Origin of the sequence: Paenibacillus sp. SZ31, from assembly GCF_012912005.1 — a bacterium.
In the GTDB taxonomy this organism is placed as follows: Bacteria; Bacillota; Bacilli; order Paenibacillales; family Paenibacillaceae; genus Paenibacillus.
This window is the reverse complement of the sequence record NZ_JABBEA010000001.1, coordinates 444,819-466,147: the sequence shown is the minus strand read 5'-3', so window position 1 is coordinate 466,147 and position 21,329 is coordinate 444,819. Positions and strand designations below refer to the sequence as shown.

Genomic DNA, 21,329 nt, shown 5'->3' with positions numbered 1-21,329 from the left:
AAGTTGTAATAAGTTAGTTTGAAGATATTCGAAATATCTTTCGGAAATTGGACTAACAAGTGAGGTGGATTGCATGATTCCTATTTTGGGACGCATTAATGAATTAAGTCGAAAACAACGCAGCAGCGTCGGCTTGACAAAAGCAGAACAAAGCGAGCAGCAGGAGCTTAGAAAACAATATTTACAGGCTATTCGAGGTCAGGTGCTGACAACCATGCTGGCAGTATCCGTTGTGGACCCGCTGGGTCATGATGTGACCCCTGAGAAATTAACCAATGAAAAATTGCAGCGCCGTGAACAAGCCGGCCAATAGCATTCCTCTAATAAGACAGACCAAGGTTACATCTTGGTCTGTCTTTTTTTCATTTTCTGCAAAAGCACCCGTCTAGAAGGAAGCGCACAAGAGGGCGAAGGCACCGTCCCGTTAGGTATTTCGTGCAGATTAACAAGCATGTTAGATATTTTTAGTTTTGATGACAATAAAGCTGCCGCGAACTTCAATTCATCCCCGATAACTCATATAATAACGCTAATATATTTCAGAAATACAAGGTGGAATCATAATTTTTCCGATATAACTGACAATAAACTCACATCACAAATAATCAAGAAAGAATAGTTCATATATGTATCTCGAAAGGGTTGATCAATCATGAGCCTGGAAGCTTTGAATGAACGTGTGAAGACTGATCTGGATTATTTGTCATTTGGTGGCGCGAACTGGGTACGTCCAAGAGAACATGCGGATGGTCATGTCTATGATGTCGTCATTGTGGGTGGAGGCCAGAGTGGATTAGGGGCGGCATTTGGGCTTCTTCGTGAACGGATCTCCAATATTGTGGTCATTGACGAGAATACATCGGGGCTTGAAGGACCTTGGGAGACTTATGCGCGAATGGTTACTTTGCGTACACCCAAGCATCTGACTTCCATCGATCTGGGTATCCCCTCGTTAACCTTTCGCTCATGGTGTGAAGCACAGGTAGGGCCCGAAGGTTGGGAAGAAGTAGACAAGATCCCGCGTGGAGACTGGATGAATTATTTGCGCTGGTATCGGGAAATATTGAATCTGCCTGTGCTTAATGAGGTGAAATTGACACTGGTTGAGCCAACAGAGGACGGTATACATCGACTTCATGTGAGCAAGGCAGGAACTCAGATGGATGTCATACTTGCTCGTAAAGTAGTGTTTGCTACGGGAATACAAGGGGGCGGAGAGTGGCATGTACCTTCCATGATTGCCGATAGATTACCTCGGGAGCTGTATGCCCACACGTCTGAAGCGATTGATTTTGAACGACTAAAAGGTAAACGGGTTGCTGTGCTTGGCGGCGGCGCTTCTGCTTTTGATAATGCCAGTTATGCGCTTGCCACCGGTGTGGCGGAAGCTCATGTATTTGTCCGGCGCGAACAGCTGCCTAGTGTTAATCCTATTCGTCAGATGGAACAATCTGGAATGATCGAGCGATACCACGCTCTTCCGGTTGCTGATAAATATGAAGTGATCTCTCATTTCTTCAAATTCAATCAACCGCCTACCAACGATACGTTTAATCGTGCGGCAGCCTGGCCTGGATTCGAACTGCATTTGAACTCGCCCTGGCTGAGTGTAGAAGCAACGAACCAAGGCGCGATTGTGCATACGGCCCAGGGAGCGTTTACGTTTGATTTTCTGATTATTAGCACAGGTCTGCTTAGTGATCCGGCACTTCGGCCTGAACTCAGACTTATAGAGTCGCATATCGCGCGTTGGGAGGACTGTTATCAGGCTCCAGCAGAGCATCGCAATGCCTTGCTGGATGCACATCCATACCTAAGTTCGGGGTTTGCGCTGACCAGCAGAAGTGAGCAGGGTGAGGAGCAGTTGCATGGATTGTTTGTATTCAATTACTCTGCACTAGCCAGCTGTGGTCTGTCCGCATCGGCAATATCGGGGACCAAGAGTGCAGTTCCGAAGCTGGTCTCTGCAATAGCGGATCAGTTGTTCCTCGATGATCGGGAGGTTATTTTGCAACAATTCTATGCTTATGAAGAACAGGAATTTACGGCTACGTGGGTGAAAAGTGGTGCCCTTGGCTGAGTACATGCACTCTATAATATTGTGAACGTGTGGCATCTGATGCTGCACGTTTTTTTGTTTTTTATATGATGAAGGTTACACTTGTCTTTAATTTGTTGTAAAATGTCGGTTGGAACATGTTAAAGGCAGGGATAATAGATGAATGAAATGAACTATGAGCAATTTAGAGCCCATTTGAAGAAAGTGTCGCGTAAACGAAATGTACCTTTGATTAAGATCGTTGCATTTCAAGAGAAATACATGAAGATTGAAGAAGTTCAGTTTTACGATGTGGAACAAAATCATATGAGTGTTCAGGCTTGCAATACGTTGTGGATGCATCTGGAGAATAAATCTTTCCGTAATATGGTGTCCCAACATTTGCATTTTTATAGAGACATGGAGAACCTGGGTAGGCATTCCTTTGAGAATCTGATCAAAGAACTATATGATACGTCGGTTCCTGTGCTGCTCGATTACAATCCGGCTCATTATTACACCTCGGGGCAGCTCGCTGAGATTTTGGTCATGGACCAGGAGAGGCTAATTGAACAATTGGAGATGGGCCGCTTCAAGGGTGCTTTTATTAATGAAGATGGCAAATGGCTTAAACCCAAACCGGATACAATGGTTGTAGAGTCATAAACGCCGTACATTTCCGATGAAAAGCAAAATCCTGCAACGCCGCGCATCAAGCGCTGGAGGCTGCAGGATTTTTAATGGAGATATGAAGGGCACGGAATCCCAACTTTAAGAACATGAAGTAAGTAACTTCGTTCGAGCGTAGCCACTCCAGTTGGAGGAGATCCATCCAAAGCGAGGAGAGGAATCTTTCTTTTTCTGATGCAGGGCACAGGGTTTTCGCCGTTTGTGTGGACGATCTGTCATCAGGTCACCACCTTGGATAAAATAGGGACTAGATTATCAGATGCGTGTTCAGGAGTGCGGAAGGGACAATTGGACAAAAAAATAAGTCGAAAGATGCGGGTTTTTGAAGGTTTTTAAATTATTTTGAATGAAAGTGGTTGTTTTTTGAGGGATTTATGATACTATAGAAGCAGTTGGAGGAATGAAGATGCTGACTGAAGAACGATATGCTGCAATTATAGAGCGCTTACATTTACAGGGAATTGTGAAGTTACAAGAGCTTGTTGATGTACTAGGTGCTTCTGAATCAACGATTAGACGTGATTTGATTGATCTGGAGAGTCGTCAGATGCTCAAACGCATCCACGGCGGTGCCGCACTGGTGAATGAAAAAACGCTAGAACCGGGCATGGAAGAAAAAACGTTCAAAAACATTCAACAGAAAACAACGATTGCCCGTTTGGCTGCACAAGAGATCGAAAATAGCGAATGCATCTATCTGGATGCAGGAACGACAACGTTAGCCATGATTCCTTTTATTGAAGCTAAAGACGTAACGGTGGTTACCAACGGACTTTCACATGTTGAGGCATTGGTAAGCAAGCGTATTCGCAGTTACTTGCTCGGAGGTATGATGAAAATTCATACGAAAGCAGTCATCGGCAGTATTGCATTACAGAACATGGATAACTTCCGTTTTGATAAATGTTTTCTTGGGAGCAATGGAGTGGACCCCGAAATGGGGTATACAACACCTGATCCAGAGGAAGCCTTGATTAAAAGGCGTGCACATCAATTGTCGGGAAAATCTTATGTGCTGGCTGATTCCAGCAAAATAGGGGAAATTACTTTTGCCAAATTGTTTGATTTGGAGGAGGCCGATTTGATTACCGAGCAGATGCCAGAACACTGGCGGCCTGGAATCGCCCAGAAAACTAAAATAATTGAGGGATAACGATGATATATACGATAACACTAAACCCGTCCATTGATTACATTGTGGAAGTGGATGAGCTGAAGCTTGGCGGATTGAATCGAATGAATCGGGATTTGAAGCTCCCGGGCGGCAAAGGCATTAATGTTTCTCGCATACTGAATCAACTTGGAGCAGATAACACCGCCATTGGTTTCCTTGGTGGATTCACCGGACGTTTCATTAATGACAAGTTGCAAGAAGATAACATCCGGACAGACTTTGTCACGATTGCGGACGATACTCGCATTAACATTAAGCTGAAGCATGGAGAAGAGACAGAGATTAATGGTCTTGGACCTGCAATCAGTGCAGAAGAGGCGGAGCAGTTGCTACACAAATTGTCTTCATTGCAAAAAGGAGATATTGTCATTCTCTCCGGAAGCGTGCCACCGTCACTTGGAACGGATTTCTATGATCGTCTCATTAAAGTCTGCAAGCAAACGGGTGCCGAATTCGTAATTGACACAACTGGACCTGCACTAATGGAAGCTCTTGTACATGAACCATTGCTGGTGAAGCCGAATCATCATGAACTGGCTGAACTGTTCGGAGTAACCATTGAGACTCGCGAGGAACTGGTGTTATATGGGCGTAAGTTGCTTGAAGCCGGTGCCAAACATGTGTTGATCTCCATGGCAGGCGAAGGTGCACTATTCATTACCAAAGCGGAAGTTCATCATGCGAACGTGCCAAAAGGCACTGTGAAAAACTCCGTTGGTGCCGGAGACTCCATGATTGGCGGATTCGTAGGTACCTTCGTACAGAGTGGAGATCTATTGGAAGCTTTCCGCACAGGGGTTGCATCTGGAAGCGCAACTGCGTTCTCGGATGATCTGGCAACACGTGAATGGATTGATGAACTGCGCAATCAAGTAACCATTACGACGATCTAGTCTAACGGTCATATAAAAGGTTTTCATTGTAATTGTAATGTAGTGAGGCCTGCACATTGCAGGCCGATAGAACTTAAGGGAGTGTACCAAGATGAGAATAACAGACTTGATGATCCAGGAAACGATGATCATGGACCTGCAAGCCACAACCAAAGCTGAGGCTATTGATGAACTAATTGCAAGCCTGAACCGAAGCGGACGTATTAATGATCCTGTTCTGTTCAAGGAAATGATCTATAAAAGAGAAGCTGAATCCAGCACGGGGATCGGTGGCGGAATTGCGATGCCACATGCCAAAACAACAGCGGTGAACGAACCAACAGTTGTATTTGCCAAGAGTAGAAAAGGGCTTGATTTTGAAGCGTTGGATGATCAGCCAGCTCATGTGTTCTTCATGATTGCGGCACCAGAAGGCGCAGGTAATACCCATCTGCGTACGCTTGCAGCTCTTTCCAGGTTGTTGATTGATAGCGATTTCATCTCACAATTGATGAGTACAGATACACCTGCGGAAGTTAGTGCATTGTTTGATGCCAAACAGGCGGAAGCAGCTGAGAAGGAAGCAGCCAAAGAGAAAGCAAAAGCTGAAAAAGCAGCGAATGCGGCATCCGCTACTACTACTGGTCAGCAACAGAATACTTCTGGTGTGATTGTAGGTAATGCCAATTCGGAAGATTTTGTTGTTGCGGTTACAGCCTGTCCAACAGGGATAGCTCATACATTTATGGCTGAAGACGCACTTAAAAAGAAAGCTCAGGAAATGGGCATCAATATTCGCGTAGAGACGAACGGCTCCGAAGGAGCACAAAATGTTTTGACGGCTGATGAAATTGCCCGTGCCAAAGGGGTTATCGTTGCTGCAGACAAAAATGTGGAGATGGCACGTTTCGATGGCAAACCGGTATTGCAAAGACCGGTGAGCGATGGAATCCGTAAATCCGAAGAGCTGATTCGCAAGGCTGTTAACGGCGATGCACCGATCTATCGTAGTCAGGGCGGAAATGCCAAGGAAGAGGGCGCAAGCGCTGGCAAGATCAGTGTAGGTAGCAAAATCTATAAAGATCTAATGAACGGGATTTCACATATGCTTCCGTTTGTCGTAGGTGGAGGAATCCTCCTGGCTATTTCGTTCCTGATCGAACAGCTTGCGGGCGAGGATAATCCCCTCTTCCAGTTGCTTCAAACGATCGGTGGCGGAACAGGTGCATTCCACTTCCTGATTCCGGTCCTTGCCGGATTTATCGCGATGAGTATTGGTGATCGTCCGGCCCTGATGCCTGGTATGGTTGGTGGATTGATGGCGGTTAACTCGAACGCTGGTTTCCTTGGTGGTTTGGCAGCCGGTTTCCTGGCGGGTTATGTAGTTATTGGACTCCGTAAGCTGTTCAAAGGTTTGCCAAAAGCGATTGACGGCTTGAAACCAATCTTGCTGTATCCGGTATTCGGCTTGCTGATCGTGGGTGCAATCAGTTTCTATGTCTTTGATCCAATCTTTGGTTCCCTGAACACATGGCTTGTAGATGCACTTGGTAATCTGGGTACAGGTAATGCGGTATTGCTGGGCTTGCTGCTTGGCGGCATGATGTCTATCGATATGGGTGGACCGTTCAACAAAGCGGCTTACACATTCGCTATTGGGGTATTCACATCCAGTGGTAACACAGACGGTGCATGGATGGCAGCGGTTATGGCAGGCGGTATGGTGCCTCCTCTGGCGATTGCACTTGCAACAACATTCTTCAAATCCAAATTTACAGAGCAAGAACGCAAATCAGGTTTGACTAACTATGTACTTGGATTCTCCTTCATTACAGAAGGTGCAATTCCATTTGCTGCGGCTGATCCATTGCGTGTATTGACTTCTTGTATTCTGGGTTCCGCTGTTGCTGGCGGATTGACACAACTGTGGCACATTAATGTACCAGCTCCGCATGGCGGGATTTTTGTTGCAGCACTGGCGAACCACGCATTATTGTTCCTGCTCGCTGTTGCGATTGGTTCTGTGATCTCCGGTCTGATTCTGGGACTGTGGAAGAAGTCACCAACGCTTGTGAAGTAACAAATATAAGAAACATCTCCTAGGTGAAATTCACTTGGGGGATGTTTTTTATTTCAGCTTTTTGGTTAGGTAGTGGAAAGTTGCCTCCGGATTTGTGTAAAATGCTTATTTAGCTTTTACATTCATCTATGGTAAAATAAATATAATTATATTTTGAAACTATGTTTCGTCTAATGAAACTTATGCAGGAGGAATTGGAATGTCTGATGTAATTAAAAGTCAGGTGCAGAAGCAGTTTGCGAAAAATGCAGGTAAATACGTGACGAGTTCGGGGCATGCCAAAGGTGAGGATCTCGCGTTGCTCGTGGCTTCATCTCAAGCCACTCCGGATATGAACGTGCTGGATATCGCCACTGGAGGAGGGCATGTCGCTAATGCATTGGCTCCACTTGTTCAGCGGGTGACAGCCCTCGATCTAACGGAGGAAATGCTACAGGTGGCTGAACAATTTATCCAGGGGAATGGACGCGATAATGTAGATTTTGTTGCCGGAGATGCAGAGAAGCTACCATTCGATGATGATGTCTTTGACCTTGTGACCTGCCGAATCGCTGCTCACCATTTTCCGGACGTTTCTTCGTTTATCAATGAGGCACTACGAGTCATGAAGCCTGGTGGCAGGTTGTTGTTGATTGACAACGTGGCACCTGAACGCGACGAAAATGACCAGTTTTACAATGAAGTGGAGAAGTGCCGAGATGCAAGCCATGTTCGGGCATGGCGCAAGACGGAGTGGATTCACATGCTGGAGTATGCCGGATTCCGAACGGAAACGATGCTTTCCTTCCAGAAACGCTTTAAGTTTGAAGAGTGGTGTAACCGTGCAGCACTGCCCGAGCAGGAGAGGGAGGAACTTGAAGCAAGCATGTTGAGTGCACCTTCCATCATCCGAAAATTTTTTAACTTTGAAGTGACAGAACACGGGAAGCTCGTCAGCTTCCAAGGAGAAAGTGTGTATATTCAGGCGATTAAACCTACGCATATCTGATAAGGCAAGACAAACTGTTTAGCAAAGCAGTTATGCATGAGTAAAAGGTTGTATACCAATAAAAATAAAACAAGCAGAATACCTTGAATAGGTAGATCTGCTTGTTTTATTTTCTTATATACTGAATTAAACGACAGGCCATTTTACTTTACGCAAGGCATCGAGCAACTCAGGCGGTGCATTCAGATTGTCGCGGACCAGATCCCGTGGGGTTAACGCCATCCACTGATTCAGTGACACATCCTCAAAGCGATCACTTCGGAATATCTCCAAAAACCATAAGGTATCTGTACCAGTATTCTGTATATAGTGTCCCATTGCGACGGGAACATATCCGACATCTCCAGCCCGATAATCAAAGGTACGAGCAATACCATTGCCTCCGAAGACGGTCATTCTTCCCTGTCCTGTCAGATAGTATTGCCATTCATCCGCATTGGGATGCCAGTGCAGTTCGCGCATGGCGCCAGGTCGGATCTCAACGAGTGCTGCCGCAACAGTAGTCGAAATGGGGAAGTTAGTGGAGTCTACAATCCGCACGCTTCCGCCGGGTGTGATCAGCGGTTCCTGGGCTAACAATCGATGTTTGAATGTGAGAGGAACGGTGCCGTATGGAGACTGAACTTCCTGGCTCTCAATGGAACCCGGAACGGTATCTTGGAAAATATAGACCTGTTCCTTCGGCATCGACTGAAAAGCGGATTCGGGCACGCCAAAATTAACAGACAATACCTCTGGTGGTGTATGGGCAAACCAATCGGATATGGATAACGTATTCAGATCGGAGAAGGACCCGTCATCAAACACGAGCAGAAATTCACAACCATCCTCCAGTCCTTGAATGGAATGGGGCAGACCTTTAGGGAAAAACCAGAGATCCCCAGGCCCGACATCGGCAATAAAATTACGTCCGTTCTGATCTACCGAGGTGATTCTTGCCGTTCCCCAGATCATATAGGCCCATTCGGATTGCTGATGCCAGTGCAGTTCCCGTACACCACCAGGCGTCAGACTCATGTTCACACCAGCCAGTGTAGTGGCAACAGGGAGATCCCGTACGGTGATTTCACGTGACCATCCGCCATGGTTCAATTGCATATGGGTATCAGAAAAAGACATTCTCAGATTGGGCAATAACCCGTTATCCGTAGCTGGAGGCACCAGCATATCAGGGTTTTGTATATCTCTCATGACGTCTCTGGGGCCCAGATCAGGTCCTCCAGCGCCATCACTGCGAATAGGTTGCGGGATGATGAAAGGTTTTTCGTTGGTTTGCTGTCCTTTGCTCATTGAGTGATCCCTCCAGATTCAGTAGCATGTCACACGCGACATTGTATCGTTATGTTTACACCTATGAATCAGGGCCTGGATAATATGAAGGACAAACGACAAAAAAGACGTGACCGCATGCGGTCACGTCTTTTTACGTATGTGAGAAAGTCGAACAATTCATGATTCCGGCTATCGAATCAGATGAAGGCAGAATTCCAAGTCCGATTGAAGGTGTTCCTTCATCAATCGTTCAGCAGTAGTACCGTCATGTGCCTTGATCGCTTCGCAAATCTGATGATGCTCTTCAATGAGGAAGGGGCGCTGATAATACACAACCGTCTGACGGAATAGATAAATGACGGATTGCATTTTATCGAACAGATCAATCATCAATGCATTATTACTCGCGCGCATGATGATTTCGTGAAACTCTTTATTGGCTTCCATAATCTCTTCTTTGCTTCCGGTATGTCCCACTTGAACGCAATGCTCAAGAGCCGCTACTTCCTGAGCGGATAAGAAGGCAGCAGCAGATTGAGCCGCATGTCCCTCCAGTAACTTCCGTAATTCAAACGTATTTCTTAGATCGGTCTCGGTTAGCTTGACGACCCGTTTGTTCACGACTAATCCTTCCTGTTCCAGGCGGCGGATGGATTCTCGGATCGGGGTCCGGCTGACATTCAGATCGGTCGCCAGCTTCTCTTCCACAAGTTTGGTTCCCGGAGAAAGGGTGCCTTGCAAAATCATGTCCCGCAGCACTTCATAGGCTTGCTGATAGGCTGGACGGGACTTGTCCGTACTTGGTTGCATTGTATTTCACCTCTATCTTTACTTTAGCGAAAATGAAGCCAATAAACAACCGGATAAAAAACCGAATTTAAATATTTGGATACATAAACAATAAAATTGTATACAAAAATTAAAATGTTGTGTACATTAAGCAATGTGAACAGCAATGATAACGATTACATGAGTGAAAAGCGAAGAATTTAGGCTGGAGGGATTGCAAGATGAAGAAACGAATTGGATTTATTGGACTCGGTATTATGGGACGTCCTATGTCATTGAACCTGATCCGGGCGGGATATGATGTAAGCGTATACGATATTAATCAAACGGCTGTGATGTCATTGGCTGATCTGGGAGCGCGAGGAGCAGCATCACCGAAAGAGGTGGCTGAGCATAGTGATGTCATCTTTACGATGCTGCCCAATTCAGAACATGTCCGAACCGTTATAACGGGCGAACAAGGTGTGCTGGCAGGAGCGAATACGGGAAGTATCATTATCGATATGAGCTCGATCTCGCCGGTCGTTTCCAAAGAGCTGGCTCAACTTGTATCCAAATCAGGCTTGTATATGCTGGATGCGCCCGTAAGTGGCGGTGAACCCAAAGCTATAGATGGTACACTCGCTATCATGGTGGGTGGCAATGAAATGATTTTTGAATCTGTGAAAGAGGTTCTGCAAGTGGTCGGACAGGATGTAACGCGAGTGGGGGATAATGGCTCAGGTGCAACAGCCAAGCTGGCGAATCAGATTATCGTGAACCTGAATATTGCCGCCATGTCCGAAGCGCTTGTATTTGCAGCCAAGGCTGGCATTGATGTAGAGAAGATGTATCAGGCGATCCGCAGCGGGCTCGCTGGAAGTGCGGTGCTGGATGCAAAAGTGCCACTCATTCTGGATCGTAACTTTGTCGCAGGGGGACGGATTGATATTAACCTCAAAGACATGACTAATGTGTTGGAAACGGCACATGATATCGGAGTTCCTTTACCGCTCAGCAGTCAGTTGCTGGAGATCTTCCATGCACTGAAGATTGATGGGAAAGCCGCAGATGACCATGGCGGAATCGTTCAGTATTTTGAGAAACTCGCAGGTGTAGAAGTGAATCGGGTCCAATAAAAAATTAAAAAAAGAAAAAAGAATTTGAATAGATATAGATATGAGGTGGAGAGACATGACCTATCAGACGTTATCGGATATTCCCGCAGCTCTTCGGACGGACAACTCTTCTGAAGGATTGCGAGGACAAATTAAACGGTTGCAGGATGCGAGGGCTCGTAAAATTATCGTGCTGGATGATGACCCAACTGGCGTGCAGACAGTTCATGATATTGATGTGTTGACGCAGTGGGACAAGCCACTGTTACAGGAGGCGTTTCGGTCCTCTGAATCGTTGTTCTATATTTTGACCAATACACGAGGGTTGGATGCGAATACAGCGGAACGTATTAATCGGGAGATTGCCCGCAATGTGCAAGAGGTTGCAGCAGAGGACGGAACGAGTTTCACCTTTGTGAGTCGTAGTGACTCCATGCTACGTGGTTATTATCCGCTCGAGACGGATGTACTAGCCGAAGAAGTGGCGTGTGTCAGCGGACGTGCATATGACGGACAACTGATTATTCCAGCCTTTTTCGAGGCGGGACGAGTTACGATAGGCAACACGCATTATATGGTCGAGGGTGAACAGTTGATTCCAGTTCATGAGACGGAATTCGCCAAGGATAAAGTATTCGGGTATGAGCATGGAGATCTGCCATCCTGGGTCGAGGAGAAGACTTCAGGCCGTATTCAGGCTAGTCGCTGCCTTACCATTTCACTGGAGGAGATCCGTCAAGGAGTCGATGAGGTCAAAGCGATTTTACTAAAAGCCGAAGGCAATGTACCGATTATCGTGAATGCGCTCTCTTATGCAGACATGGATGTACTTTCTCTGGCTTTGCTGCAAGCAGAGGATGAGGGGAAAGCTTTTATTTTCCGGACGGCGGCCTCCTTTGTCAAATCGTATGCAGGCATCTCGGATCAGGCATTTCTGCCGAAAGAACAGCTGATCGCAAGCGGACAGGAACAACATGGCGGAATCGTTGTTGTTGGTTCCTATGTGCAGAAGACGACTCGTCAACTGGAACAACTGCTTACGTTTCCGGGCATCATAAGTCTCGAGATCGATGTGGAGCGTGTATTAACGCCGGATGGATATACGGAGGAAATTCGACGTGTGATTGGTGAAGCGAACAGACAGCTTGCGGAGGGGAACAATGTTGTTGTATACAGCAGCCGTAAGCTCATCACCGTAGAAGGACATGAGGGCAATTTCAAGATCAGTCAGACGGTATCGTCAGCTTTGGTCGAGATTGTACAATCCCTTGAAGTCGTACCGAAGTTCATTATTGCCAAAGGTGGCATTACATCCAGTGATGTGGCAACAAAAGGTCTGGCCATACGTAAAGCAAGGGTGCTCGGTCAAGTGGCTGCGGGCATTCCGGTATGGTTGACAGGGGAAGAAGCCAAATTCAGTGGTATCCCTTATATCGTGTTTCCGGGGAATGTTGGCGGGGAAAAAGCCCTTCTGGAAACAGTTGAAAAGATCGAAGCTTAAGCTTATTACGAAGGCGCGCGGGTTCTGGTCGTTTGGACCAGAGTAATACCGCGTACTGACACAACATAACAACTTGGGGGAGGCTATTCGGATGTATTCCGTATTCGGTCTTAGTCATGATGCAAGTCTGCTGCTCTACGCACTGATATCCATTCTTGGATTGATTCTGTTGATTGCCAAATTTAAAATGAACCCGTTTGTTGCCCTGATCGTGGGCGCTATCTTTATGGGATTGATTTCGGGTATGCCGTTCACAGATATCGTGAAATCCTATCAGGAAGGTGTTGCAAGCGTTCTCGGATTTATCGCGATTGTTCTGGGACTTGGAACGATGCTCGGGAAACTCATGGCCGAGTCTGGTGGGGCTGAACGAATAGCCCAGACACTCGTTCGTGTCTTCGGTGAGAAGAACGTACACTGGGCGATGATGGTTGTTGCGCTGATCTGTGGTATTCCGGTATTTATCCAGGTTGGGATCGTGCTACTCTTCCCGCTGGTATTTGTTATTGCGAAGCATACAGGGACGTCGCTGATCAAAATCGGACTATCACTTGTCGCAGGTCTTGCTGTGGTGCATAGTCTGATCCCGCCTCATCCGGCGGCGATGCTCGCTGTAGGAATCTTCAATGCTGATGTTGGTAAAACGATATTCCTGGCTCTGATTGTATCCCTTCCAGCCGCAGTGATTGCAGGTCCGCTCTATGGAACATGGATTTCCAAGCGAATCAAAGTCGAGACTTCAAGTGAGTTGATGGAACAGTTCACCGAGACCAAAGATCGGGAACTGCCTGGTTTCGGCATCACCCTCTTTACGATCTTGCTTCCGGTGATTCTGATGTTGCTCGCTACGATTGTGGATCTGATTCTACCAGAGACAAACGGATTCCGTCAGGTCGTTGATTTCATTGGTAGTCCGATTATTGCGCTGTTGCTGGCTCTGCTCTTTGCCTTCTATTCTTTTGGATATGCACGTGGTTTCAGCAAACAGCAGATATTGAAATATACGAATGATTGTCTGGGTCCAGTAGCTTCGATCATCTTGCTGATCGGTGCAGGCGGAGGATTCAACCGTATTCTGACTGCCAGTGGTGTAGGTGATGCGATCGCAGGGTTTGCTCAAAGTGCGCATCTGTCGCCACTCGTACTTGCCTTTGTCATTGCTGGCTTGATTCGTGCGGCGGTAGGTTCAGCTACGGTGGCGATGACAACAGCGGCGGGTATTGTGGCTCCAATCGCCATGACGATGCCGGGGGTAAGTCCGGAGTTGCTGGTGCTCGCAACGGGAGCGGGTTCGATTATCCTGTCCCATGTGAATGATTCAGGGTTCTGGATTGTCAAAGAGTATTTGAATCTGTCTGTGCCGCAGACACTGAAGACATGGACGGTCATGGAGACCATTCTGGGATTCGCCGCCTTCGGCATGGTGTTATTGTTAAGTGTCTTTATCTAACAAGGAAAAAAACCATAAAGCCCATAAACCTAAAAACACGCCGCTATGGCGTGTTTTTTGTTATGTTTACTGCTTGCGGGCCATCATGGTTAAGATGGAGTGATTGTGGCCTTTCCAGACTGCGTTGTACGAAAACGCTGCTCATAGATCTCATTTACTCGATGTAGAACGGCAGGACCTTGCTCTGTGAAACGAAGTGCTTTCGCTTTATTTTTAACCAGGAACGCACCGGATTCGTGTCTGGTTGGATATAAGGCCGCATTGTAGAGCAATGAAGCGCCATGACTTGGATGAGGAAAGAACCATTTCATGACGGGTTTGATGTAGAAGGGCAGGCCGGATGTTTTGTTGCCCCTTAGCGTATTATTTCCTCCGGGGTCTACGCTTAGCAGGTGTATGCCATCCGCTTTGGCAGACTTGGCAACCTCGCGTGTCCATAGAGATAGGCCGAGCTTCGAAGTGGCATAGGGACCAAACAGTTTTTTGAATTCAGCTGGACGTTCTAGGATGTTCAGATCAAATTGTTTGACCATATTAAACGCGGTGGTGGAAGTATTGACGACTGTTTTCATCTTCCCTTTGAGTAATAGCTCAACTACTTCCATGTAGATGATGTATGGGACAACAGTCTGAAGTTCAAAGTGCATTTCATGCTCCTGGTCAGAAAACCGAAGTTCGGCAGCACTGCCTCCGGCATTGTTAAACAAAACATCAATCGAATCGGTATCGGATTTAATCTGATTCAGTGCCATTCTCAAACTGTCGTAGTTGGTCAGGTTAGCCTGAACCAAACGGAGCTGGCCCGAACGTAAGGCGTTCTGAATTTCAGTATCGTCGGACGGGAAAGTGGAACGGTTGAGACCGATCACTTGCCATCCTTCAGCCAGTAACCTGCGTGTCAGTTCGAGGCCAATTCCTGATGTTGAACCTGTGATGAGAGCGGTGCGAGGCTGATTTTGTATATTCATAAATACCTCCAGATAGAATGGGATTACAGAACGAATCTGTATGCTGCGCTCATTCTATAACTTGGAGTCGACTCCAAGTCAAGAGGGTAGATTGGAACGAATCATGCTTGACTTGGAGCTGACTCCAAGTTGTAATATGGAGAGAGATGAATGCGGAGGAGGGCCATAGGATGAGCCAGAATGTTGTGTTCTCCATTAAAGAAACGTCGGACCAGGCCGGATTATCAGAAGATACGATTCGTTATTATGAGAAAATCGGACTGCTTCCCCGAGCTGAACGCAAAGCCAATCGCCATCGGGTATACCGCCCGGAGGATATTCATACGATGAAGTTGATCACTTGCCTGAAAAAAACTGGCATGTCTCTGGAGGAAATGAAGCCTTATCTACAGATGTCCATGGAATCGGATCTCGCAGATTTCCCGGAGGAACGAGAGATGCTGGTGAACCATCGAAAGAAAGTTGAAGCACAGATTGCTTCGCTACAGCAGGTGGTTGATTTTATCGACGAGAAGTTGGATAAACGAAGTATGTATCCTGATGAATGCCCTATTACCGGGGAGAACCAGATGTCTATGTTGGAGAAAAAGAACATTTTCTCCTGATGGTACAATTGACAGTGAAAAGAGGAGTTCAACTTTGACCCTACAACAATTAAAATATGTAATTGAGGTTGCTACGCGTGGCTCGATGAATGAAGCGGCCAAACGGCTATTTATCTCGCAACCCAGCCTGTCGAATGCCATTCGAGATTTGGAGCAGGAGTTGCGCATTACCATTTTTGAACGTACCAATAAGGGCATATCGCTGTCCAAAGAAGGCGTCGAGTTTCTGAGTTATGCACGTCAGGTGGTGGAGCAAGCCGAACTGCTGGAAAACCGGTATCTGAACGCCAAGCCATCGCCGCAGCATTTCTCCGTATCGACACAGCACTATGCGTTTGCAGTGAATGCCTTTGTTCGTCTGGTACAGCAATATGGTCAGGATGAATACGAGTTGGCGCTTCGGGAGACGAAGACCTACGAGATCATCCAGGATGTGAAAAGCCTGCGTAGTGAAATTGGCATTCTGTATTTGAATGAATTCAATGCCAAGGTAATTAACAAATTGTTAAAAGACGCGGGATTGGTCTTCACGAGCCTGTTTACAGCCAAGCCCCATATCTTTATCAGTGTGAAGAACCCGCTGGCGAAGCAAGAATCGGTTGCGATTGAGCAACTGCAGGATTATCCGTACCTGTCCTTTGACCAGGGAGAGTACAATTCCTTTCATTTTTCCGAAGAAATTCTCAGTACGTTATCTCATCCCAAAAGCATACAGGTCAATGACCGGGCAACGTTGTTTAATCTGTTGATTGGTTTAAATGGTTATACGATATCTACTGGAGTACTCAGCTCCGACTTGAACGGTAATGAGATTATTCCTGTTCCGCTGGAATGCGAGGAAACCATTAATGTAGGATGGATAAGTCACAAGAGTACTTCTCTCTCGAATCTGGGCGTAGAATATGTACAGGCACTGCATGAGGCCATAGGGTCTTAATGATGTTGAAAGGTTCATAAGAAAAGCCGTCTCCGTATGATCGGAAACGGTTTTTTTGTTCGACTATGATCGTTCAAGTATGGGCTGGTATGTTGTCATCCCGTGTAATAGAATGAAGGTATCTGTCGAATAGGTGTAAGCGTACGAAGGGAGAACGGTTAGTGAGAGTTCTGTATCGAAATAAAAGTGAACAGCATGAGCTGACGGTATATGATATAAAAAGGCTTTATGGAGAGAAGGGACGGTTTCGTGTATTAGAATTCTCCAACGCAGCTGTGCAGGGTGCAATGGATCTGGATGAGCCTGCCCGGATGGTGCTGGAGTATCCCAGAGCGATAGTGCATCTAATGGAGCGGAATGATCCTGAATTTGATACCGTATTTGTGGTGGGACATGGTATTGGCACATTGCCAACCTACTTGTCTGATCGTCAGGTCAAGGTGGCTGAGCTGGACGCAGAAGTCGCAGAGTTGAGCCAGACCTTTTTTGGATATGAGGGAAGCCCTGTGCTCATTGGGGATGGTCGTGAATTATTAGGACAGGAACCTGCTGGGACATATGATTATATTATTATTGATGCCTTTACGGCAACGGGTACACCCGAGCAGTTTATATCCAGTGATTTTTTTGCGATGGTCAAGGACAAGCTGGACTCGGATGGATCTGTGATTCTTAATGTGTTCGGGCGTGCGGGCAACGATCGGCTTGTCAATGCGATCTATACGACACTTCAGGGACAGTTTGCCTATACACGTGCATTCGCATTGCCTACAGAAACAGCGGATGAAGTTCAAAATCGCATTTTAATGGGTAGTCATCACCCGATCGAATTTCAGGTTCGTCAGATGGCAGGGTTTGTTGAACAAGAGCCAGATGAAGGATATATCATTGTTGATTAGGGCGATTCTGAACAGTGATTCTTCCAGGGAAAGTAAAATGTCATTAAATCGTCAATCTTACGATGTAATTGTTAAGACTTCATAAACTCTTTATTTGATCTTAACAACTTTCGTATAAGATAGAGGGAATATGCCTTTTCATGAAAATCCGGGGGAAGTTATAAAATGATCGCAGAGAACAGAACATCCAGATTACGAAGAAAAATCAAAAATATCAAGAAGATCAGTCTTACGGCTTTGCTCGGCGGGTTGGTCACCATTTCAGTTTTAATGACGTTGACCATCATGGTTATCTCATCTTATACATCTCAGAAACAGTCACTCATTGATAACACCCTGTCGCTAAATTATGCGAGCGCAGTGCAAATGAGCCAAACGCTGGATTCGCTTTTTTATTCCATGCAGGATAGCTTGAAATATGCAGCCAAGTATTTCCCGGAGATGGACTACTCTGATACGGAGCAGTTGAATTCCACCCTAGATTTGATCCGGAATAGCAGCAATTTTTTTAATTCTGTCGCTCTGGTGGATGAAACGGGAGTAGTCAGGTCCATATCCCCCTATTCACAGGCCAGCGTAGGTCAGCATGTGAGTTCTGATGCAGCAAAAGCAGCGATTAAATCGAGGGCTTCATATATCTCCGAAGCGTATCAGACGCCAAGAACGAAGCGCCGAATTGTATTTGTCAGTGAACCGATCTTTGATTCGACAGGAGCGTACCAAGGGACGATCGGTGGAAATATTTTTTTGCAGGAAGATAATATCTTGAGTCTCTCCTTTGGGAGTCAACTCAAGACAAGCAATGGTTCCTACTTTTTTATTGTAGATCAGAAGGGCACCTTGTTATTTCATCCGAACACGAATCGAATTGGTGAAAATGTCAGTAAAAATGAAGTAGTGCAGAAGCTGCTACAAGACGAGACGGGGAAAGAACAGTACAAAAATCTGGCAGGTGTAGACTCCCTTGCGGGTTATTACAAAGTCCCATCAACAGACTGGGGCGTCGTGATCGTGTCTCCAACCCAAACGGTGTATGATCAGTTGAATCATCATATTCGTATGTTGTTGCTGTATACTTCAGTGCCTTTCCTGATTTTGACCCTTATTGTAGTGCGGGTTGCACGCAAACTGGCCAGTCCTTTTGCTATGTTGGCGGATCTGGTGAATCAAGTTGATAAAGGACAAGTGGAGCTGCCTGTGATGAAGCCTCACTGGAACAGAGAGGCGGATCTTCTCACCCGAACAGTGGTTGGCGCGATGGCGAACTTTAGGAAACAGACGAACCAGCTAGCCTATGACGCCCGAACAGATGTCTTGACAGGCATGAACAATCGTAGAACCTTCGAAGAGGTTATCCAGGATTGGATTCAGAACGAAGTTCCATTCTCCATTATTGTTTTGGATATTGACCGCTTCAAATCCATTAATGATACATTCGGGCATCATGCAGGGGATGAAGTGCTGAAACACATTGCCAATATCATTCAATTGTCTGTTCGACCAGAAGATGTCTGCGCTCGGTTTGGTGGAGAGGAATTTGTAGTCTTGTTAAGGAATTCCGAGTCCAACGTGGCTTTTGAGATTGCTGAACGTATCCGTATAACGGTTGAGGAAAGTAATTTGCCTATAGATCGTTCCGTCACTATCTCGGCTGGGATTGCTGAATATCCGAAGCACTCCACAACAGCGACAGAATTGTTTCACTTGGCAGATAATGCACTGTATCAAGCGAAGGAAGAGGGGCGTAATCGTACGGTTACGATCCAGACGGTTATCAAATAAGCAAAGAAGCTGATCCCTAGGAACAAGGGACAGCTTCTTTTGTCTTGTATACGTCTGGCGAAACATCCGAGGTTCGTAGTGATAAAACGGTATATTATAGCAATAGCAGGGCGTCGAGGGAATAAGCCCCGGCACCAGCAAGGGCAACACCAAGTAACGATCCAAGCATCACAAGGTTATATTCAAATCCTCCATTCAGATTCCATAGTCCTTTGTCTGCGTGCACTTTGAGGATCGCTACGATCATGGTAATCATGAGCAGAACGGCACCAATGATTATCCATAGACCGGCTCCAAACAGGAATCCACCGATTAATTCGGCAAGTCCGGCACACACGGCCATGGTCCTGGCAGGCTGCAGACCAATCGCCCCGAAGAATTCAGCCGTCCCTGATACACCCTCGCCACCAAACCAGCCAAACAGTTTCTTGCATGCATGTCCGACCATAATGATACCAATTACGAGACGAATGATGAGTAGGCCTGTGTCCAACATATGATTATTTCCTCTTCTCTGGATGAATAAAATGGTGAACGTAAATGCGTCACTTCAGTGACGACAGAATAGAGTCGCATAGCGCCATCGTTCCAATATTATCCTTGGCGCTGGAATGTGGGATAGACTGATTCTGGCAACATTCGATGAAATGAGCCATTTCACCAACGAACCCACGCAGATAAAGGTCTCGATAAGCTCCAGACATGGGAGAGCCAGAAGGGGTATAAACAGTATCTTGCTCTTCAAGAGATTTCCAGGGAAGGCTGTCCGAGCTGCGGGATTGATGAACGGTGAGTGTGTTGATCTCTTCAGCTGACGCAAATCCGTTATCAAAGGTGACGAGCACACTTTCGCTCTCTCTTGACCATGCACTCATGCCGGTAAAGTACGCACTGCCCACGACGTTATTTTCGAATAAAATTGAAATACTCTGGTTAATATGTTCCCCGTCCTTCACGGTTGTGCCTGTAACCCGCACGGCTTCTCCGAACAGGAAACGCATCAGATCGACCATATGAATGGCAGCGAGCTTCATGAATTGTTCCTCATCCTTGCAAAATGGTGTACTGTCAACAGCGAACTTCATCTGGAATGAACGTACCTTACCTAACGAACCACCATCAATGAGTTCCTTGAGCTTCATATATACCGGAGCATAACGTTTCATAAAACCGACCATGACGACAACACCAGCCTTTTCGGCAGCTTCTGCTACAGTGGCGGCTTCCGCTGCGTTCCATCCGAGCGGCTTATCCACGTATACATTCTTGCCAGCCTGAATACATTCAAGGACAAGAGCGGTCTGATCTATAGGCTGTGCAACCACAACGACTCCGTCACAAGTTTCCTGCTGTAACATAAGTTGAGCATTGTCATACGCTTTTCCGTTGCTGCCAAAACGCAGCAGAGCTGCTTCAGAACGTTCGGTACTGCGAGTGGCAATGGCCTGAATCTGCGCTCCGGCTTCAACAACAGAAGGATGTATATTCGTGGATGCATGAAACCCTGCACCGATAAAGCAAAGACTAGCTGTCTTCAAAGTGGATCTCTCCTTTATTTTTCATTCGTATGAGTGGAGTATTTGTTTAATTCTACGATAGGGTGTTTGAAATTGATAAAAAAGGACATATGTCCTATTCATGAATAAAGAAAAAAGAAGTTGCATTTTTATTTTGGAGCATGTATACTCTGAATTACGGTAAAACAAGGAATTGCTTCACCGGAACGCTTTTCATCGATGGATGAGGAGATACATATTATGCGGTCGTGGCGGAATTGGCAGACGCGCACGGTTCAGGTCCGTGTGGGCTAACCCCCGTGGAGGTTCGAGTCCTCTCGACCGCATCTAACAAAAAAAGGTTCGTGAGTTGCTCTAGGGCAATTCACGAACCTTTTTTTGTTTTGTGGATCATTAGTGTGAATCCGGCATTTTGCTGCTAGCATTCTCATGTTGCCGCTGGCGCAGAATGACTGCCGTGATGATCCCGGCAATGGCTCCTGCAATACCGAATAGCGTAACACTGGCAACCACTTCGAGCGACTGGAGACGAAACAAAAATGCTACACCACTGCCAAAAGTGGTTCCAGCGAGAAATCCGAGCGAAATTCCTAATTTTTTGGTTAATTTCATCGATTCACCTACTTGGAAATGTGAGATATGGATTTGCAAATATTGGGTACAGGCAGTA

At 46.3% G+C, this 21,329-nt stretch carries 20 protein-coding genes and 1 tRNA gene; 15 read left to right on the top strand and 6 right to left on the bottom strand.

From position 1 onward, the window contains the following. Positions 1–73: 73 nt before the first annotated feature. The 7 genes from HF638_RS02185 to HF638_RS02155 all read left to right on the top strand — a co-directional run bounded on the left by HF638_RS02185 (position 74) and on the right by HF638_RS02155 (position 7,842). Positions 74–313 carry a DUF896 domain-containing protein gene (locus HF638_RS02185; protein WP_017689452.1) on the top strand — a complete coding sequence of 80 codons (240 nt, stop codon included), beginning with the start codon at positions 74–76 and terminating at the stop codon, positions 311–313. Between the two features lie 339 nt (positions 314–652). Next, complete coding sequence (locus tag HF638_RS02180; RefSeq protein WP_169478671.1) at positions 653–2,080, top strand: NAD(P)-binding domain-containing protein; 1,428 nt, start codon at positions 653–655, stop codon at positions 2,078–2,080. A 138-nt stretch (positions 2,081–2,218) separates the two neighbouring features. Then, the gene (locus tag HF638_RS02175) at positions 2,219–2,704 is read left to right on the top strand and encodes a hypothetical protein (RefSeq protein WP_169478670.1); all 486 of its coding nucleotides are present in this window, start codon (positions 2,219–2,221) and stop codon (positions 2,702–2,704) included. 430 nt (positions 2,705–3,134) lie between these two features. After that, the gene (locus HF638_RS02170) at positions 3,135–3,881 is read left to right on the top strand and encodes a DeoR/GlpR family DNA-binding transcription regulator (RefSeq protein ID WP_169478669.1); all 747 of its coding nucleotides are present in this window, start codon (positions 3,135–3,137) and stop codon (positions 3,879–3,881) included. A 2-nt stretch (positions 3,882–3,883) separates the two neighbouring features. After that, a complete protein-coding gene (gene pfkB, locus HF638_RS02165; RefSeq protein ID WP_169478668.1) occupies positions 3,884–4,795 on the top strand; it encodes a 1-phosphofructokinase in 912 nt (303 codons plus the stop codon). Between the two features lie 91 nt (positions 4,796–4,886). Continuing rightward, positions 4,887–6,854 carry a PTS fructose transporter subunit IIABC gene (locus tag HF638_RS02160; protein ID WP_169478667.1) on the top strand — a complete coding sequence of 656 codons (1,968 nt, stop codon included), beginning with the start codon at positions 4,887–4,889 and terminating at the stop codon, positions 6,852–6,854. 199 nt (positions 6,855–7,053) lie between these two features. Then, entirely contained in the window at positions 7,054–7,842 is a 789-nt protein-coding gene (locus tag HF638_RS02155; RefSeq protein WP_169478666.1) for a class I SAM-dependent methyltransferase, read from the top strand. 126 nt (positions 7,843–7,968) lie between these two features. On the opposite strand, the gene HF638_RS02150 is transcribed toward HF638_RS02155, so the two are convergent. Both HF638_RS02150 and HF638_RS02145 read right to left on the bottom strand, forming a co-directional pair. Next, positions 7,969–9,132 (bottom strand): oxalate decarboxylase family bicupin, encoded by a 1,164-nt coding sequence (locus HF638_RS02150; RefSeq protein WP_169478665.1) that lies wholly within the window; start codon positions 9,130–9,132, stop codon positions 7,969–7,971. Between the two features lie 171 nt (positions 9,133–9,303). Further along, entirely contained in the window at positions 9,304–9,924 is a 621-nt protein-coding gene (locus HF638_RS02145; protein WP_076330364.1) for a GntR family transcriptional regulator, read from the bottom strand. Between the two features lie 200 nt (positions 9,925–10,124). Here HF638_RS02145 and garR point away from each other — a divergent pair, with 200 nt between their 5' ends. The 3 genes from garR (at position 10,125) to HF638_RS02130 (ending at position 13,951) form a co-directional block, all read left to right on the top strand. After that, positions 10,125–11,021 carry a 2-hydroxy-3-oxopropionate reductase gene (gene garR, locus HF638_RS02140; RefSeq protein WP_169478664.1) on the top strand — a complete coding sequence of 299 codons (897 nt, stop codon included), beginning with the start codon at positions 10,125–10,127 and terminating at the stop codon, positions 11,019–11,021. Between the two features lie 55 nt (positions 11,022–11,076). Then, a complete protein-coding gene (locus HF638_RS02135) occupies positions 11,077–12,501 on the top strand; it encodes a four-carbon acid sugar kinase family protein (RefSeq protein WP_169478663.1) in 1,425 nt (474 codons plus the stop codon). Between the two features lie 91 nt (positions 12,502–12,592). After that, on the top strand, positions 12,593–13,951 hold the full coding sequence (locus HF638_RS02130) for a GntP family permease (protein WP_169478662.1): 1,359 nt from the start codon (positions 12,593–12,595) through the stop codon (positions 13,949–13,951). Positions 13,952–14,040: 89 nt separating this feature from the next. Here HF638_RS02130 and HF638_RS02125 read toward each other — a convergent pair whose 3' ends face one another. Beyond that, a complete protein-coding gene (locus tag HF638_RS02125) occupies positions 14,041–14,919 on the bottom strand; it encodes an SDR family NAD(P)-dependent oxidoreductase (protein WP_169478661.1) in 879 nt (292 codons plus the stop codon). A gap of 170 nt (positions 14,920–15,089) precedes the next feature. Between HF638_RS02125 and HF638_RS02120 the strand changes: the two genes are divergently transcribed. The 4 genes from HF638_RS02120 to HF638_RS02105 all read left to right on the top strand — a co-directional run bounded on the left by HF638_RS02120 (position 15,090) and on the right by HF638_RS02105 (position 19,142). Next, complete coding sequence (locus HF638_RS02120; protein WP_169478660.1) at positions 15,090–15,524, top strand: MerR family transcriptional regulator; 435 nt, start codon at positions 15,090–15,092, stop codon at positions 15,522–15,524. A 34-nt stretch (positions 15,525–15,558) separates the two neighbouring features. After that, positions 15,559–16,461, top strand: a complete 903-nt coding sequence (locus HF638_RS02115; protein WP_062833595.1) for a LysR family transcriptional regulator — start codon at positions 15,559–15,561, stop codon at positions 16,459–16,461. Positions 16,462–16,622: 161 nt separating this feature from the next. After that, complete coding sequence (locus tag HF638_RS02110) at positions 16,623–17,360, top strand: fused MFS/spermidine synthase (protein ID WP_169478659.1); 738 nt, start codon at positions 16,623–16,625, stop codon at positions 17,358–17,360. 165 nt (positions 17,361–17,525) lie between these two features. After that, a complete protein-coding gene (locus HF638_RS02105; RefSeq protein WP_169478658.1) occupies positions 17,526–19,142 on the top strand; it encodes a sensor domain-containing diguanylate cyclase in 1,617 nt (538 codons plus the stop codon). 94 nt (positions 19,143–19,236) lie between these two features. Here the strand turns inward: HF638_RS02105 and HF638_RS02100 are convergent, their stop codons facing one another. Continuing rightward, positions 19,237–19,638, bottom strand: a complete 402-nt coding sequence (locus HF638_RS02100; protein ID WP_169478657.1) for a DoxX family protein — start codon at positions 19,636–19,638, stop codon at positions 19,237–19,239. 49 nt (positions 19,639–19,687) lie between these two features. Further along, complete coding sequence (locus HF638_RS02095; RefSeq protein ID WP_169478656.1) at positions 19,688–20,680, bottom strand: Gfo/Idh/MocA family protein; 993 nt, start codon at positions 20,678–20,680, stop codon at positions 19,688–19,690. Between the two features lie 221 nt (positions 20,681–20,901). On the opposite strand from HF638_RS02095, the gene HF638_RS02090 reads away from it, so the two are divergent. Next, positions 20,902–20,985, top strand: a tRNA-Leu gene (locus HF638_RS02090). A 67-nt stretch (positions 20,986–21,052) separates the two neighbouring features. On the opposite strand, the gene HF638_RS02085 is transcribed toward HF638_RS02090, so the two are convergent. Continuing rightward, positions 21,053–21,271 (bottom strand): hypothetical protein, encoded by a 219-nt coding sequence (locus HF638_RS02085; protein WP_169478655.1) that lies wholly within the window; start codon positions 21,269–21,271, stop codon positions 21,053–21,055. Positions 21,272–21,329: the final 58 nt, after the last annotated feature.

Bases quoted from the DNA above. Each gene is read 5' to 3' on its own strand.
- HF638_RS02120 (WP_169478660.1), top strand. From the start codon at position 15,090: ATGAGCCAGAATGTTGTGTTCTCCATTAAAGAAACGTCGGACCAGGCC.
- HF638_RS02145 (WP_076330364.1), bottom strand. From the start codon at position 9,924: ATGCAACCAAGTACGGACAAGTCCCGTCCAGCCTATCAGCAAGCCTAT.
- HF638_RS02100 (WP_169478657.1), bottom strand. From the start codon at position 19,638: ATGTTGGACACAGGCCTACTCATCATTCGTCTCGTAATTGGTATCATT.
- HF638_RS02135 (WP_169478663.1), top strand. From the start codon at position 11,077: ATGACCTATCAGACGTTATCGGATATTCCCGCAGCTCTTCGGACGGAC.
- HF638_RS02160 (WP_169478667.1), top strand. From the start codon at position 4,887: ATGAGAATAACAGACTTGATGATCCAGGAAACGATGATCATGGACCTG.
- HF638_RS02170 (WP_169478669.1), top strand. From the start codon at position 3,135: ATGCTGACTGAAGAACGATATGCTGCAATTATAGAGCGCTTACATTTA.
- HF638_RS02175 (WP_169478670.1), top strand. From the start codon at position 2,219: ATGAATGAAATGAACTATGAGCAATTTAGAGCCCATTTGAAGAAAGTG.
- HF638_RS02150 (WP_169478665.1), bottom strand. From the start codon at position 9,132: ATGAGCAAAGGACAGCAAACCAACGAAAAACCTTTCATCATCCCGCAA.
- HF638_RS02130 (WP_169478662.1), top strand. From the start codon at position 12,593: ATGTATTCCGTATTCGGTCTTAGTCATGATGCAAGTCTGCTGCTCTAC.
- HF638_RS02185 (WP_017689452.1), top strand. From the start codon at position 74: ATGATTCCTATTTTGGGACGCATTAATGAATTAAGTCGAAAACAACGC.
- HF638_RS02155 (WP_169478666.1), top strand. From the start codon at position 7,054: ATGTCTGATGTAATTAAAAGTCAGGTGCAGAAGCAGTTTGCGAAAAAT.
- HF638_RS02125 (WP_169478661.1), bottom strand. From the start codon at position 14,919: ATGAATATACAAAATCAGCCTCGCACCGCTCTCATCACAGGTTCAACA.
- HF638_RS02085 (WP_169478655.1), bottom strand. From the start codon at position 21,271: ATGAAATTAACCAAAAAATTAGGAATTTCGCTCGGATTTCTCGCTGGA.
- HF638_RS02180 (WP_169478671.1), top strand. From the start codon at position 653: ATGAGCCTGGAAGCTTTGAATGAACGTGTGAAGACTGATCTGGATTAT.
- HF638_RS02105 (WP_169478658.1), top strand. From the start codon at position 17,526: ATGATCGCAGAGAACAGAACATCCAGATTACGAAGAAAAATCAAAAAT.
- pfkB (WP_169478668.1), top strand. From the start codon at position 3,884: ATGATATATACGATAACACTAAACCCGTCCATTGATTACATTGTGGAA.
- garR (WP_169478664.1), top strand. From the start codon at position 10,125: ATGAAGAAACGAATTGGATTTATTGGACTCGGTATTATGGGACGTCCT.